Genomic DNA, 14663 nt, shown 5'->3' on the forward strand with positions numbered 1-14663 from the left:
ATGGCCGCCGACTCCTGCGACGTGCTCGTGGTCGGCGCCGGCCCGACCGGGCTGATGCTGGCCGACTGGCTGGTGCGGCTCGGCGTGCGGGTGGTCGTCGCGGACGGCAAGCCCGGACCCACCCGCGAGTCGCGCGCGCTGGTGGTGCAGGCGCGCAGCCTGGAGATCTATCGGCAGCTCGGCCTCGCCGACGAGGTGTTACCGGCCGCCCAGCGTGCCGTCGCGCTCGCGCCCGGCTTCGGCGCGCGGGTGTTCGGCCGGATCCCGCTCGGGCCGATCGGCGCCGGCCACACCCCCTACCCGTACATCGAAGTCCTGGAGCAGAGCCGCAACGAGGAGATCCTCTACGCCGCGCTGCGCAAGCAGGGCGGCGACGTGCGCTGGCAGACCCCGGTGACCACGCTGGAGGAGACGCCGGACGGGGTGCGCGCACGGCTGGCCGACGGCGACACGGTCACCGCGCGGTTCTGCGTCGGCGCGGACGGCGCGAATTCGGTCGTACGCCGCAGCCGGGACATCCCCTTCGACGGCGTGACCAACCCGCACCGGTTCTACGTGATCGACGCGACCGCCGCCGCGGGGCTCGTGGCGAACGCGATAAACGTGCGGCTCGGCGCCGATGAGTTCCTGATCGCCTTCCCGATGGCAGGACGCGGCAACTGGCGGCTGATCGGGGTGGCCCGCAGAGCCGACGACGACGGCGAGATCGGCGAGGAGGACGCGCGGGCGCGGATGAGGGACGCCTTCGCGGTCACGTACGACCAGGCGCGCTGGTACGCCACCTACAACGTGCATCACCGGGTGGCGCGCCGGTTCCGCGACGGGCCGTTCTTCCTGGCCGGCGACGCGGGACATGTGCACTCCCCGGTCGGCGGCCAGGGCATGAACACCGGCCTGCAGGATGCGCACAATCTCGCGTTCAAGCTCGCCGATGTGCTGCACGACCGGGCGTCCGACGTCTGGCTGGACCGTTACGAGGCCGAACGTCGGCCGGTGGCGCAGACCCTGGTGGCCACCACCGACCGGTTGTTCGGCCTGGTCACCTCGCAGCGGTTCGGCCGGCCGGCGGTGCGCCGCGCGCTGGTGCCGCTGGTGGCGCCCCTGGTGGTGCGCGCGCTTCCGGGCACCGGCGCCGGGTCGCGCTTCTTCCAGTACGTGTCGCAGACCCGCATCCACTACCGGATGGGCGCGGACGCGTGGCACCGCTCGGAGGACCGCCGGGGCAGGCCGGGCCGCTCCGGTGGCCGCCGGGACGCGGTGGTCGGCCGCCGGTTGCCGTGGGCCGACGACAACTACGACGTGCTCTCGATGGACGGAATCGCCGGGCCCGGGTGGCAGGTGCACGCGTACGGCGGGGTGGATGCCGGCGACCTGCCGGACCTGGGACTGCCGGTGCACGTCTTCCCCGAGGCGGCGGGTTCGCGGCTGCGGGCGGGTGAGCTCTACCTGGTGCGGCCGGACGGTTTCGTCGCGGCGCGAGCGTGGCCGGGGCAGGCCGCGGACGTGTTCGCGCGTGTCCGCCGGGAACAGTTGGGCCGCTGAGCGCGGGCGCCCGGCTCGCCGAACGAGCCGGGAGCCGGCGAACGGATGCGACGGCCGGAGGGTCAGACCTGCGGGGTGCCGTCTGCGGCGATGGTGTGGAAGCCCAGATACGGCACGAGGGCCGGCGGCATGACCACCGAACCATCCGCGCGCTGGTTGTTCTCCAGGATCGCCGCGACAGTCCGGCCGATGGGCAGCCCGGAACCGTTCAGGGTGGCCACGAGGCCCCGCTTGCCGTCCTTGTCGCGGGACCGGATGCGGGCCCGGCGGGCCTGGAACGTACCGCAGTCCGAGCAGGACGAGATCTCCCGATAGCGGCCCTGACCGGGCAGGTAGACCTCGATGTCGTAGGTCAACTGGGCGGAGAAACCCATGTCGCCGGCCGCCAGGGTGACCACCCGGTAGGGCAGGCCCAGACCGGCCAGGCACGCCTCCGCGTGCCCGACCATCGTCTCCAGCTCCCGCTGCGACTCTTCCGGCGCGCAGAACCGCACCATCTCCACCTTGGCGAACTGGTGCAGTCGGATCAGGCCGCGGGTGTCCTTGCCGTACGACCCGGCTTCGGAACGGAAACACGGCGTGTACGCGGTGTACGCCAGCGGCAGGTCACCGGCGTCCAGGATCTCCTCGGCGTGCAGGTTGGCCAGCGGCACCTCGGCCGTCGGGATCAGGTAGAGATCGCGGTTGTTGGTGCCCGTCTTGAACAGGTCCTCCTCGAACTTCGGCAACTGCCCGGTGCCGGTCATGGTGGCCGGCGTGACCAGGAACGGCACCGAATGCTCGACATATCCGTGCCGGCGGGTGTGCAGATCGAGGAAATAGGCGGCAAGTCCCCGTTCCAGCCGCGCGCCCGCGCCACGCGCCACCGAGAACCGCGGCCCGGACAGCTTGGTGGCCCGGCCGAAGTCCAGAATGCCCAGCGCCTCACCCAGATCGACGTGATCCTTGGGCGGGAACGCGAAGGTGGGCGGGTCACCGTGCCGGCGGACCTCGACCGCGAAGTCCTCCGAGTCGCCGTCCGGTGCCGTGTCCAACGGCAGGTTCGGAATGCCCAGCATCAGCTCGTTGAGCCGGCCGGCGAGCTGTTCCTGCTCGGCCTCGACGTCGCGGATCTCGTCCTTGATGTCGCGGGCGCGTTGCTTGAGCTCACCGGTGTCGGCACCCTGCCGGGCGGCGGACTGCACCTCCTGCGCAACCCGCTTGGACTCCGCGCGCAGTTCGTCGGCGCGGTGGATGCTCTTGTTGCGCCGGGACAGCAGGTCCTCCAGCCCTTCGAGATCCAGGGTGTAGCCGCGACGAGCGAGACGGCGGACGGCGTCGGCGCCCATGTCCACCAGGGCGCGAGGGTCATGCATGGCGGTTGTCTTCCTCTGTCGGAGTGTGCGGTCGTGCCCGAACCTAGCAAGACGGCGGCCGTTCGTCGGCAGAGATACCGCCCGTTGGGCCGGAACGGACCCGTTCGCGGGAGGCGGCCGCTCTTGTCGTGCCCGGCCGCCCTTGTCGTGCCCGGCCGCCCTTGTCGAACCCGGCCGCCCTTGTCGAACCCGGCCGCTCTTGTCGTACCCGGCTGCCAGGATGGGTCCGTGCTGTTCCAGGACCTGGCCGCCACCTCGGGCGCGGTCGCCGCCACCTCGGGCCGCAAGGCCAAGATCGAGTTGCTGGCGGCGGCGCTGCGCAGGCTCGCGCCGGAGGAGATCGCGGCCGGCTCGGCCTACCTGGCCGGCGAGTTGCGGCAGCGGCAGACCGGCGTGGGCTACGCCGCCTTGCGGGAGCGGCCGGCACCGGCCGAGACGTCCACCCTGACGGTGGCCGGGGTGGACGCGGCGGTGGCGGAGATCGCGGTGGTCGCGGGTCCGGGGTCGCAGGCGCGGCGGCGGTCTCTGCTGGGGGCCCTGTTCGCGGCGGCCACCGCGGACGAGCAGCGTCTGCTGGTCGGCTTGTTCGGCGGTGAGCTGCGGCAGGGCGCGCAGGCCGGGCTGCTGGCCGACGCGGTGGCCCGTGCCGCGCAGGTGCCGGCAGCAGCGGTGCGGCGGGCGCTGTTGCTGTGCGGCGATCTCAAGACGGTGGCGGTGGCGGCGCTCACCGGTGGCGCCGACGCCTTGGCCGCGATCAGTCTGCGCGTCGGCACGCCGCTGGCGCCGATGCTCGCCGCCAGCGCGCCCGATGTGGCAGCGGCCCTGGCGGTCACCGGGGCCCCGGCGACCGCCGACGTGAAGCTCGACGGCATCCGCATCCAGGTGCACCGGTCCGGCGACGACGTGGCGGTCTTCACTCGCAGCCTGGACGACATCACCGCCCGGCTGCCCGGGGTGGTGGCCGCGGCACGCACCCTGCCGGTGCGCGACGCGGTGCTGGACGGCGAGGCCATGATGCTGGACAACGCAGGCCGGCCACGCCCGTTCCAGGAGACGTCCAGCCGTGCGGCCACCCGTGGCCGGCAAGCCGGGCCGACGTCTGACGGACGCCCCGGCGCCGAGGCTGGGCTGGTGCCCTACTTCTTCGACCTGCTGCACCTGGACGGCACCGACCTTCTCGACGAGCCGGGCCGGGTCCGCTGGGCCGCCCTGGCCGACGCATCACCGCCGGAGCTGATCGTGGGCCGCACCACCGTGCAGACGGACGAGCGGGCGGCGGAGGCGTTCGCGGCGGCCGTGGCGGCGGGACAGGAGGGCCTGGTGATCAAGGCGCCCGAGGCGCCCTATGACGTGGGGCGGCGCGGCGGCGCGTGGGTCAAGGTCAAGCCGCGTCACACGCTGGACCTGGTGGTGCTCGCGGTGGAGTGGGGGCATGGGCGCCGCCGGGGCTGGCTGTCCAACCTGCATCTGGGTGCCCGCGATCCGCGTACGGGTGGCTTCGTGATGTTGGGTAAGACGTTCAAGGGGCTGACCGATGAGCTGTTGCGGTGGCAGACCGCCCGCTTCACCGAGCTGGCCGTCGAGGACAACGGGTGGGTGGTGACCGTGCGTCCGGAGCAGGTGGTGGAGATCGCGTTCGACGGGGTGCAGAGGTCGCCGCGCTATCCGGGCGGGGTGGCGCTGCGGTTCGCCCGAGTGTTGCGCTACCGCGAGGACAAACGTGCGGCGGAGGCGGACACCATCGACGCCGTCCGGCAGATCGGCGCCGTCCGGCAGATCGGCGCCGTCCGGCAGGCCGGCGGCACGCCGTGACCTGACGGTCGGGACGTCCGCGACCCCCCACACGCGCACCCGTCACCACCCCTCCGCGACGATCTTGGATTTGACCCCCGCCACCCGTGAGTTGTGCCTGTCCGCGTCGAGTGGCCCCGCGTCGCGTCCCGCTGCGTCGCGTCGTGTGGCGTCCCGTCGCGTCGCCCCGCGTGGCGTGGCGTGGCGTCGCGTCGCGTGGCCCCGCGTCCCGCTGCGTCGCGTGGCCCCGCGTCCCGCTGCGTGGCGTCGTGTGGTGTCGCGTCCCATGCGGCGTCCCGTCGCCCCGCGTCCCGTCCCGTGCCGTGCCGTCGTGTCCCGTCGCCCCGCGTCGCGTCCCGTGCCGTCCCGTCGCGTCCCGTCCCGTCCCGTGCCGTCCCGTCGCGTCCCGTCGCGTGGCGCCTTCGGGCTACGGCGATCTTGGACTTTCGGGTGGCCAGGATCCCCGCGAAAGCCGCATTCCTCCCCACAAAGTCCAAGATCGACGATCGGGGCGGATTGATCTTGGGCTTTGTGGGGCCGAGATTGCCACTAATGCGACATTTGGCTGTGGAAACCTCAAGATCGCGCGGGTGGGTGCGGTGCGGTGCGGGCGGGTGCGGCGTGGGCGGGGGTGGTGCGGGCGCGGGGTGGTGCGGGCGCGGGGTGGTGCGGGCGCGGGGTGGTGCGGGCGCGGGGCGGCGTGGGCGCGGGGCGGTGCGGGCGCGGGGCGGTGCGGGGCGGGGCGGGTGGGGGCTGCGGGCGGCGTGGGTTATAGGGCGGCCAGTGACCTGACGTAGTTGACCTGCTGGTGGATCTGGGTGACCTGGTTCTGGTCGGCGACCGGGATGCGGCTGACGTACTGCTGGGTGCCGTTGGTCACGGTGACCTGCACGGTGCCGCGGTAGGTCGTCTGCTTCACCAGCAAGAAGAGGAGGCTGAACACGGTGAGCACGCAGAATCCCGCGACCGCCGCGACGATCGCCCAGGTGGGGATCTTCTGCTCGGTGTGCCAATAGTCGTTGACCTGCCAGGCCGACCCGGCCAGTGGGATGTCGCCGGCCGGGGTGTGCACCACGGTGGAGGTGACGCCCATGTCGCCGACCACGATGATCACCGGCCCCGGAGCGGGCGGAACCGGCGTCGCTTCCGGCGGCGGGGCGGGAGCCGGCACGGCCCACGGGTCTCGGGGACTGGAGTCCGGTGTGGAAGGCACCTTCGTACCCTACGTGGCCGCCGACCGGTCGGCCTGGGCCGCGTCGGCGTGGGCCACGCGATCACCGCGGGCGGGGTCGGCCCGAGCGGCGTCGGCCCGAGCGGCGTCGGCCCGAGCGGCGTCGGCTTGGGCTACGCGATCCGGCGGGGGTGTCGCGCCGGTGTCGCCGCGCGCTTCCTTGCGGGCCTGCCATCCGAACACCAGCAGGGCCATCACCGAGAACATCCACCACTGCACCGCGTAACCGCCGTTTTGCCAGGCGTTCTCGTGGTCGATCGGAATCCGCACGAATGCCGGGTCGGCGGCTGGGCGCTGCTCGGTGAGCAGCACGTAGGCGCCGTAGACCGGATAGGGGAGCTGAGCCGCCAAGCGTGGCACGGCGATCCGCCGCGTGTCGATGCGCCCGTCGCGGTGCTCGATCGGCGCCGGGCGGCTCTCCGAGAGGTGCACCTGACCGACCACGGTCACCGGTCCGGTCGGCGCCGCCGGCACCTGCGGCGCGGCGATGGCGCCACCCGCCGCGGGCGGCACCCAGCCCCGGTCGATCAGCACCGCCGCCCCGTCGTCCAGCACCAGCGGCGTGACGATCTCGAATCCCACCGAGCCGTCGACGGTCCGGCCGCGCGCTTGGATCTCGTGCGTGCGGTCGTACCGTCCGGTGACGGCGACCTTGGTCCATGCCGTGTCCACACCCGGTGCGCGACCGACCCCGGAGCTGGCCGCCGGCGCCGGGAGCACGGTGTCGAGCGGCGCCGGCGCGGCCGTCGCGGCGGCGTCGATGCGCTGGTTGATCGCGCTGCGCTCGTGGTAGCGGTGCAACTGCCAATTGCCGAGGAACACCATCGTGACCGAGGCGGCGACGGTCAGCGCGGCGGCGGCGAGCCAGCGCGGCGTCAGCAGGAACCGGTACACGACTCACGAGGCTACCCGCACCGGGAGAGGCCCGGGCGGGCGCGGGCCGCGGTCGGGAGACGGCCGTGACCTTCGCGGTGGCGGGCTGTCGCCGCCTGGCGGGGGTGCGGGCATCCGGCGGGTAGTGTGCCGACAGTCGGCGGCCCTCAATCGGGTGAACGCCGACGTTCGTGGAGAACCGGGGGAGACCTGTCATGACCGCCCAATCCCGCCTCGTGGTGAGCGCACCGTCCTCCGGGCACGGCAAGACCGCGATCGCGGTCGGCCTTCTCGCGGCGTGCGCCGCCCGGGGCATGCCGGTGTCCGGGTTCAAGGTGGGACCGGATCACACCGACGCGGCCTACCTCGGGCTGGCCGCCGGCCGCATCGGACGCAACCTGGACCCGCGACTGGTCGGCGCGCAGCGACTCGGCCCGCTGTTCGCGCACGGGGCGGAGGGCACCCGGCTCGCCGTGGTCGAGGGCGCGATGGGCCTGTTCGACAGTCTGACCGGACAGCCGGAGGTGGACGGCACGGCCGCCGTGGCATCCGCGCTGCATGCCCCGGTCGTGTTGGTCGTCGATGTCGCGTCCATGGGTCATTCGGTGGCCGCCCTGGTGCACGGGTTCCGGATGTTCGACGAAATGGTTCATCTGGGCGCGGTGATCCTCAACCGGGTGGCGTCACCCCGGCACGAGGAGATGCTGCGCGCGGCGATGGACGACATCGGCGTGCCGGTGCTCGGCGCGTTCCGCCGCGGGGATCTGCCCGCGGTGCTGCCGGGGCGGGGGCACGGGCCGGTGCCGGTCGCCCAGCAGTCCGTGGACGCGGCGCGGGCGGTGCGACGGCTGGGTGAGGCGGTGGCCCACGGCGTCGACATGGATCGGCTGCTCGCACTCGCCGACTCGGCTCCGTCGCTGCCCGGCCCGATCTGGTCGGCCGCCGAGGCGCTGGGCGGCGAGCCGTGCGCGCCACGGCCGGTGGTCGCGCTGGCCGGTGGTCCGGGCGGCGGTTACACGTACGTGGAGAACGCGGAACTGCTCGACGCGGCCGGCGCGGACGTGGCGATCGTCGACCCGTTGCGGGACGAGACACTGCCGGCCGGCACGCGGGCGCTGGTGGTCGGCGCCGGGCTGCCCGAGGGGTACGCCGAGGAGCTGTCCGCCAACCGCGGGCTGTGCGAGGCGGTCGCCCGCCTGGCGCGGGACGGCGGCGCGGTGATCGCGGAGGGTGTCGGCCTGCCGTGGCTGTCGCGTGACCTTGACGAACGCCCGATGTGCGGGGTGCTGGACGCCTCCTGCCGCACCGGGGACCGGACGGTGGCGGGGTACCGCGAGGCGATCGCGCCGTCCGCTTCGCCGCTGGCTCCAGCCGGCGCCCGGATCACCGGCTATAAGCAGCACCGGGCGATCGTCATGCCCCGGGCCGGGCAGGTGCCGGCGTGGACGTGGTCCGGCGGCAAGCCGGAGGGGTTCGTCCACCAGCGGGTGCATGCCTCGCAGTTGGGTCTGCACTGGGCCGCCGCACCGGAGATCGCCCGCCGCCTGGTGCTGGCCGCGACGAACGGAAACGCGGGGTTGGCCGCGGCACTGCCCGATGGGGGGTCGGCGAATGTCGTAGCACAGCCGTAACGTGAAGGGAACGTGGCAGGTCTGCGGAGACCGGCCGAGGTGAGGAGCAGCCGTGGCTGACCGTGTTCCCCTTGACTTCGATCCTGCCGTTCACGGATTGCGCTCGTTGTTGCTGGGCATCACGGACGATGCCCTGACCGGTCCCACACCCTGCGCCCAGTGGTCGGTCGGCGACCTGCTCGACCACATCGTCCGCCTGTCCCTGGAGTTCACCCAGGCGGCGCGCAAGCTGGGCGAGGCGCGCCCGCCGGAGCAGCCGTCCGCGGCGAGCCTGCCGCGGCACTGGCGCAGCCGGTTGCCGGTCCTGTTGGAGGAGCTGGCCGTGGCCTGGCGCGACCCGGACGCGTGGACCGGCACCGCCGCCGCCGGCGGCGTCACCTTGCCCGCGGCCGAGATGGGCCGGGTCGCCATGACCGAGGTCATCATGCATAGCTGGGATCTGGCCCGGGCCACCGGACAGGAGTTCATCGCCGATCCGCGGGTGCTGGAGGCGCTTGCCGAGTTCCTCTCGCAGGCGGCGCTGACGGACGCGCCCGGCCTGTTCGGCCCGCGCGTCGCGGTGAGCGAGGACGCGCCGCTGCTGGACCAGGTGCTCGGCCTGGCTGGCCGGGACCCGCGATGGCATCCCGGCCATCCCGGCGTCAGCGCACGATCCAGCTCGGCGGCGAGCTGAAGGTCTTCTTCGGCTGCCCCTTCAGCGCATCGCGCAGGGTCTGCGCCACGGTGTATTTGGAGATCGTGCCGCGGCTGGTCCCGACGTAATCCTTCGGGTTGTCCGGGTCGGCTACGAACGCCGCCGCCGCGAGCTGCGGGGTGAAGCCGACGAACCAGGCGGTCCGGTTCCCGTCGGTGGTGCCGCTCTTGCCGGCCACCGGTCGCCGCATGATGGCGTGCACCATCGGCGAGGTCGACCAGCCGCCGCAGCCGCCCTTCGCGGCTCCATATCCGGTCACGCACCGGGCGGCGTCGGTCGCCGCCCGCGCCACCGCGGGACGCAGCGCCTGCTTGCACCGCGGTGCCGCGACGCGGGTGCCCTGATAGGTGACCGGCTTGCCGTCCGGCTGGGCGATCGAGCGGACCGGGATCGGTTCGCAGTGCTTGCCGTCTGCGGCCACGGTGGCGAAAACGTTCGCCATCTCGACCGGGGTGGCGTCGCTGACGCCGAGGGTGAAGGCGCCCCACTGCTCGGCGTTGCCCGGCTGCGCCAGGGTGCGGTCCACGTCGGTGCGCCACCGCAGGCCGAGCCGTTCGGCCATGCGTACCGCCCGCTCCGCGCCGACCTTCTGCTCCAACTGGACGAAGTACGTGTTGACCGATTTGCCGAATCCACTCCACATGGTCTGCCGCCCGGTCATCGACTTGCTCGCGTTCTTCGGGCACCAGTAATTGCCGCAGGTCGCCGGTCCCGGCGCGGTGATGTATTTGGACGTGTACCGCTCGGGTGAGTTGAAGGCGGTGGACAGCGGCATGCCGCGGTCCAGGGCGGCCAGCATGGTGAAGATCTTGAACGTGGACCCGGCCTGATAACCGGCCATGTCACCGCCACCGAGCAGCGGGTTCACGGTGTTCGGGTAATTGCCCTTCTGCGTCTTGCGCAGTGCGGGATCGCTGTGCTTGCCGTTGTCCGACTGGTCCAGGGAGTAGCTGCGGTTCACCGCCATTGCCCGGATCCATCCGGTGCCGGGCTGGATCACCACCTCGCCGTGGGCGTACTTGCTGCGCTTCTTCTCCTTGTCCAGCACGTGTTCCATGGCGAATGACTGGATCTTGGGGTCGATGGTGGTGACCACCCGGTATCCGCCCCGGCGCAGGCTCTCCTCGCGTTCGCTGGGCGTGGCGCCGAACGCCGGCTGCTGCAGCCACCAGGTGCGGAAGTAGTCGCAGAAGAAACCCCAGTCGTTGTGCGCGGCGGGCACGGACACGCAGTCGTTGGGCGGCGAGGACAGCTTCAGCGCGATCTTGGCATGCTTGGCGGTGGACGTCTGTGCGCTCGTGATGGTGCCCATCTTGGCCATCTGGTCGATCACGTAGTTGCGCCGGCCGGTTGCCGCCTCCAGGTTGCCGCGCGCCGGATCGTACGCGGTGGGGGCCTTGACCAGCCCGGCGAGCAGGGCGGCCTCGGTGAGGGTGAGCTTGTCCGGCGTCTTGGAGAAGAAGACCTGGGACGCGGCGAACACCCCGTACGCCCGGTGCCCGAAGTACGCCGAGTTCAGGTAGCGCTCCAGGATCTCCTGCTTGGAGAGCCGCTTCTCCAGTTCCACCGCCAGGCGCATCTCCCGGATCTTGCGGGCGGCGGTCTGTTCGGTGGCGGCCAGCGCCTGCCGCGGTGTCTTGGCGCCGTCTCGCAGGGCCATCCGCACGTACTGCATGGTCAGCGTCGAGGCCCCCTGGGAGACCCCGCCCGCCTGGTGGTTGGCCACGAAGGCGCGCGCCACCCCCTTGGCGTCCACCCCGTTGTGCTCGTAGAAGCGGGTGTCTTCGCTGGCCACGATCGCCTGAGTGAGGTATGGCGACATGTCTTCGATCTTGGTGGGCTTGCGGTGCTCCTCGTAGAACATCGTGAGCAGGGTGCGCCCGTCGCTCGCGTACACGTACGTGGTCTGCGCCGATGGCACCACGGTGAGTTCCTCGGGCATGTTCTGCCAGGCGTCCGAGCCCGCCTTGACCCCGATGCCGGCGAGCGCCGCGAGCGGGTACGCCAAACCGGCGACGACCACGCCCACGATCAGGCCGGCGCGGATGAGTGGGGCGACGCGGCCGGCGGCGGCGAGGGGGATCTTCTTCACGCCTTGAAGGTATGACAAAAACTCTCACATACGGACGGAACGGCCGAAGTGGGAGCGGGAAAGCGGTCCGGCATGCTGGAGGCGTGACGACCGACCACGACCTCGCCCACCACGGCGATGCCGAGCTGACGAGGGGCCTTGTCGATCTGGCGGTCAATGTGCGGCGGGCGCCGATGCCGGACTGGCTCGCCGACCCGGTCCGGGCGTCGCTGGACACGCTCGCGGCGTACCCGGACGCGGGCGAGGCCACCGCGGCGATCGCCGCGCGGCACCGCCGGGATCCCGCCGAGGTGCTGCTCACCGCGGGAGCGGCGCAGGCTTTCGTGCTGATCGCGCAGGCCATGCGCGGCGCACGCCACCCGGTGGTGGTGCATCCGCAGTTCACCGAGCCGGAGGCGGCGCTGCGGCACGCCGGCCATCGGCCGCACCGCGTGGTGCTCCCGGCCGCGCGCGGGTTCCGCCTCGACCCCACGCTCGTGCCCGGCGACGCCGACCTGGTGATGCTGGGCAACCCGACGAACCCGACCTCGGCGCTGCATCCGGCCGGCGAGGTGGCCCGGCTGGCCGCCCCGGGCCGGATGCTCGTGGTCGACGAGGCGTTCAGCGACACCACGCACCGCGACGGCGAGCCGGGCGAGCCGGAGTCCCTGGCGGCCCGGTCCGACCTGCCGGGCCTGGTGGTGGTGCGCAGCCTGACCAAGACCTGGGGTCTGGCCGGGTTGCGCATCGGATATGTCCTCGCGGCACCGGACGTGGTGCGGCGGCTCGCCGCGACGCAACCGCTCTGGCCGGTTTCCTCGCCGGCGCTGGCCGCCGCCGTGGCATGCGCGTCACCCCGCGCGGTGGGTGCCGAACGGGAGATCGCGCGCGCCCTGGCCGCGGACCGGGCGCACCTGGTCCGCGGGCTGCGGGCGGTTCCCGGGGTGACCGTGGCCGGCGATCCGCAGAGCGCCTTCGTCGCCGTGCGTCTGGCGTCCGCCGACAAGATCCGCCTACGGTTGCGGGAACGCGGCTACGCCGTGCGCCGCGGCGACACCTTTCCCGGCCTGGGCCCGGAATGGCTGCGCATCGCGGTGCGCGAGACCGCGACCACCAACGCCTTCCTGAACGTCCTTGCCGACGTTGTGGAACCGAGAAGATGAAGAGGCGACCGTGACCCTGGAATCGACCCTCGCGGCTATCCGACCGGCCGACGCCGGTGCCGCCGCCGCGGCCCGGGACCTGCAGACCCGCCTGACGAAACCGGCCGGGTCACTCGGCGATCTGGAAGAGCTGTCGATCCGCCTGGCCGGTCTGGCCGGCGTGTGCCCGCCCCCGATGCCGGAACCGGCCACCGTGGCGGTGTTCGCCGGCGACCACGGCGTGCACGCGCAGGGCGTCACGCCCTGGCCGCAGGAGGTCACCGGCCAGATGGTGGCCAACTTCCTGGCCGGTGGCGCGGTGGTCAACGCGTTCGCCCGCCAGGCCGGCGCCGGCGTGCTCGTGGTCGACGTCGGCGTGGCCGCACCCACCGTCGAGGGCGCGAACCTGCTCGCCGCCAACGTCCGGCGCGGCACCGCGGACATGACCGAGGAAGCCGCCATGACCGTCGCTGAGGCGCGCGCGGCGATCGAGGTCGGCATCGGCGTGGCCGAAGCACAGGCCGCGGCCGGGGTGCGGTGCCTGCTCACCGGCGACATGGGCATCGCGAACACCACACCCGCCGCGGCGCTGATCGCGGCGTTCACCGGCGCCGACCCGGCGGAGGTGACCGGGCGCGGCACCGGCGTCGATGACGACACCCTCGCCCACAAGGTGTCGGTGGTGGCCGCGGCGCTGCGGCGGCACGCGCCGGATCCGGCGCAACCGCTGGCCACCCTGGCGGCGGTGGGCGGCCTGGAACACGCCGCGCTGGCCGGGTTCATCCTGGGCGCGGCGGCGCACCGGCTGCCGGTCGTGGTCGACGGCGTGATCGCGGCGTCCGCCGCGCTTGTCGCGGCGGCCCTGGCCCCCGACGCGGTGGACGCCATGGTGGCCGGCCACCGGTCGGCCGAGCCCGGCGCCACCGTCGCCCTCGCGCACCTCGGTCTCACCCCGCTCATCGACTTGGGCATGCGGCTGGGCGAGGGCAGCGGAGCGGTGCTCGCCCAGCCCATCGTGGCCGCCGCGGTGCGGGTGCTGCACGACGTGGCCACCTTCGACGCCGCCGGAGTGTCCGAGAAGTGACTCTCTACCCGCTTGCGCTGCGGCTGGACGGCCGTCGGGTGCTGGTGGTCGGTGGCGGAGCGGTGGCCACGCGTCGTGTCCCCGCCCTGCTCGCCGCGGGTGCCGTCGTGCACGTCGTCTCGCCCGAGCTCACCCCCGCGCTGCGGGCGCAGCTCGACGCGGGCCGCATCGAATGGACGGCACGCCGGTTCCGTCCGGCCGACCTGGACGACTGCTGGCTGGTGCAGGTCGCGGTGAACGATCCGGGCGCGGCGGGCGACGTCAGCGCGGCGGCGCAGGACAGGCGCATCTTCTGCGTACGCGCGGATGACCGGGAGGCCGCCACGGCTTGGACCCCGGCGGTGACCCGGCACGGGCCGGTGACCGTCGCGGTGACCGACGGGGGTGAACGCCGGCGCGCGATGGCGGTGCGCGACCTGATCGCCGAGGCTCTGCAGGAGACCCTGCCCACCGAGCCCGGATACGCCGGAGTCGCGCTTGTCGGATCGGGACCCGGCGATCCGGAGCTGATCACCGTCAAGGGGCGCCGGATGCTCGCCGCCGCCGATGTCGTGGTGGTCGACCGGCTCGCTCCCGGAGTGCTGCTCGGCGACCTGCGCCACGACGCGGAAGTCGTCGATGCGGCGAAGATCCCGTACGGGCCGTCCGCCACCCAGGACGAGATCAACCGCATTCTGGTGGACCGCGCCCGGGCCGGCAAGTTCGTGGTCCGCCTCAAGGGCGGCGACCCGTACGTGTTCGGCCGCGGCGGCGAGGAGGCGCTCGCCTGCGCACAGGCCGGCGTGCCGGTCACCGTGGTGCCCGGCGTGACCAGTTCGATCGCCGTCCCGGCGCTGGCCGGCATCCCGGTGACGCACCGCGGCGTCGCCCACGAGTTCACCGTGGTCTCCGGCCACCTGCCGCCGGACCACCCGGACTCCCTTGTGGACTGGCCGGCGTTGGCCCGGCTGCGCGGCACCGTCGTGGTGCTGATGGGGCTGAAGAATCTGGCCCGGATCGCCAAGACGCTGATCGGTGACGGGCGCGCCGCGGACGCCCCGGTGGCGCTGGTGCAGGAGGGGTCCACGGAGCGTCAGCGCCTGCTGCGCAGCACGCTCGCCTCGGTCGCCCGGGACGCCGAGCAGGCGGGCATTCGCCCGCCTGCCGTGGTGGTCATCGGTGACGTCGTGACGGCACTGGACCACGATGCCGGAAACGGCGCACCGCGCGTGACCGCCCCCGTCGATGGCATGGATGAGTGACCGGTGGG

At 73.0% G+C, this 14663-nt stretch carries 11 protein-coding genes; 7 read left to right on the forward strand and 4 right to left on the reverse strand.

The window, feature by feature from the left end:
- Nucleotides 1-1542: an FAD-dependent monooxygenase gene (locus IEY73_RS34155; RefSeq protein WP_189080919.1), complete on the forward strand. Its 1542-nt coding sequence runs from the start codon at nt 1-3 to the stop codon at nt 1540-1542.
- Nucleotides 1543-1604: 62 nt separating this feature from the next.
- On the opposite strand, the gene serS is transcribed toward IEY73_RS34155, so the two are convergent.
- On the reverse strand, nt 1605-2897 hold the full coding sequence (gene serS, locus IEY73_RS20710) for a serine--tRNA ligase (protein WP_189080920.1): 1293 nt from the start codon (nt 2895-2897) through the stop codon (nt 1605-1607).
- A gap of 228 nt (nt 2898-3125) precedes the next feature.
- On the opposite strand from serS, the gene IEY73_RS20715 reads away from it, so the two are divergent.
- Nucleotides 3126-4709: an ATP-dependent DNA ligase gene (locus IEY73_RS20715; protein ID WP_189080921.1), complete on the forward strand. Its 1584-nt coding sequence runs from the start codon at nt 3126-3128 to the stop codon at nt 4707-4709.
- A gap of 748 nt (nt 4710-5457) precedes the next feature.
- Here the strand turns inward: IEY73_RS20715 and IEY73_RS20720 are convergent.
- On the reverse strand, nt 5458-5901 hold the full coding sequence (locus IEY73_RS20720) for a hypothetical protein (protein ID WP_189080922.1): 444 nt from the start codon (nt 5899-5901) through the stop codon (nt 5458-5460).
- Nucleotides 5902-5910: 9 nt separating this feature from the next.
- Nucleotides 5911-6813: an SURF1 family cytochrome oxidase biogenesis protein gene (locus IEY73_RS20725; protein ID WP_189080923.1), complete on the reverse strand. Its 903-nt coding sequence runs from the start codon at nt 6811-6813 to the stop codon at nt 5911-5913.
- Between the two features lie 194 nt (nt 6814-7007).
- Here IEY73_RS20725 and IEY73_RS20730 point away from each other — a divergent pair, with 194 nt between their 5' ends.
- Both IEY73_RS20730 and IEY73_RS20735 read left to right on the forward strand, forming a co-directional pair.
- Complete coding sequence (locus tag IEY73_RS20730) at nt 7008-8423, forward strand: cobyrinic acid a,c-diamide synthase CobB (RefSeq protein ID WP_189080924.1); 1416 nt, start codon at nt 7008-7010, stop codon at nt 8421-8423.
- Between the two features lie 52 nt (nt 8424-8475).
- A complete protein-coding gene (locus tag IEY73_RS20735; protein ID WP_189080925.1) occupies nt 8476-9096 on the forward strand; it encodes a TIGR03086 family metal-binding protein in 621 nt (206 codons plus the stop codon).
- On the opposite strand, the gene IEY73_RS20740 is transcribed toward IEY73_RS20735, so the two are convergent.
- A complete protein-coding gene (locus tag IEY73_RS20740; RefSeq protein ID WP_189080926.1) occupies nt 9065-11209 on the reverse strand; it encodes a transglycosylase domain-containing protein in 2145 nt (714 codons plus the stop codon). The genes IEY73_RS20735 and IEY73_RS20740 overlap by 32 nt on opposite strands.
- Before the next feature lie 83 nt (nt 11210-11292).
- Here IEY73_RS20740 and cobC point away from each other — a divergent pair, with 83 nt between their 5' ends.
- The 3 genes from cobC to cobA are packed head-to-tail and all read left to right on the forward strand — an operon-like array spanning nt 11293 to nt 14655.
- A complete protein-coding gene (cobC, locus tag IEY73_RS20745) occupies nt 11293-12351 on the forward strand; it encodes an Rv2231c family histidinol phosphate aminotransferase CobC (protein WP_229716006.1) in 1059 nt (352 codons plus the stop codon).
- A 10-nt stretch (nt 12352-12361) separates the two neighbouring features.
- Nucleotides 12362-13414 (forward strand): nicotinate-nucleotide--dimethylbenzimidazole phosphoribosyltransferase, encoded by a 1053-nt coding sequence (gene cobT, locus IEY73_RS20750; RefSeq protein WP_189080928.1) that lies wholly within the window; start codon nt 12362-12364, stop codon nt 13412-13414.
- A complete protein-coding gene (gene cobA, locus IEY73_RS20755; protein WP_189080929.1) occupies nt 13411-14655 on the forward strand; it encodes a uroporphyrinogen-III C-methyltransferase in 1245 nt (414 codons plus the stop codon). Before cobT ends, cobA begins: the two co-directional genes overlap by 4 nt.
- Nucleotides 14656-14663 lie beyond the last annotated feature (8 nt).

Source organism: Mangrovihabitans endophyticus, assembly GCF_014646155.1.
Classification (GTDB): domain Bacteria; phylum Actinomycetota; class Actinomycetes; order Mycobacteriales; family Micromonosporaceae; genus Actinoplanes; species Actinoplanes endophyticus.

Coding starts and splice junctions, on each gene's coding strand:
- IEY73_RS34155 (WP_189080919.1), top strand. CDS start 1: ATGGCCGCCGACTCCTGCGACGTGCTCGTGGTCGGCGCCGGCCCGACC.
- serS (WP_189080920.1), bottom strand. CDS start 2,897: ATGCATGACCCTCGCGCCCTGGTGGACATGGGCGCCGACGCCGTCCGC.
- IEY73_RS20730 (WP_189080924.1), top strand. CDS start 7,008: ATGACCGCCCAATCCCGCCTCGTGGTGAGCGCACCGTCCTCCGGGCAC.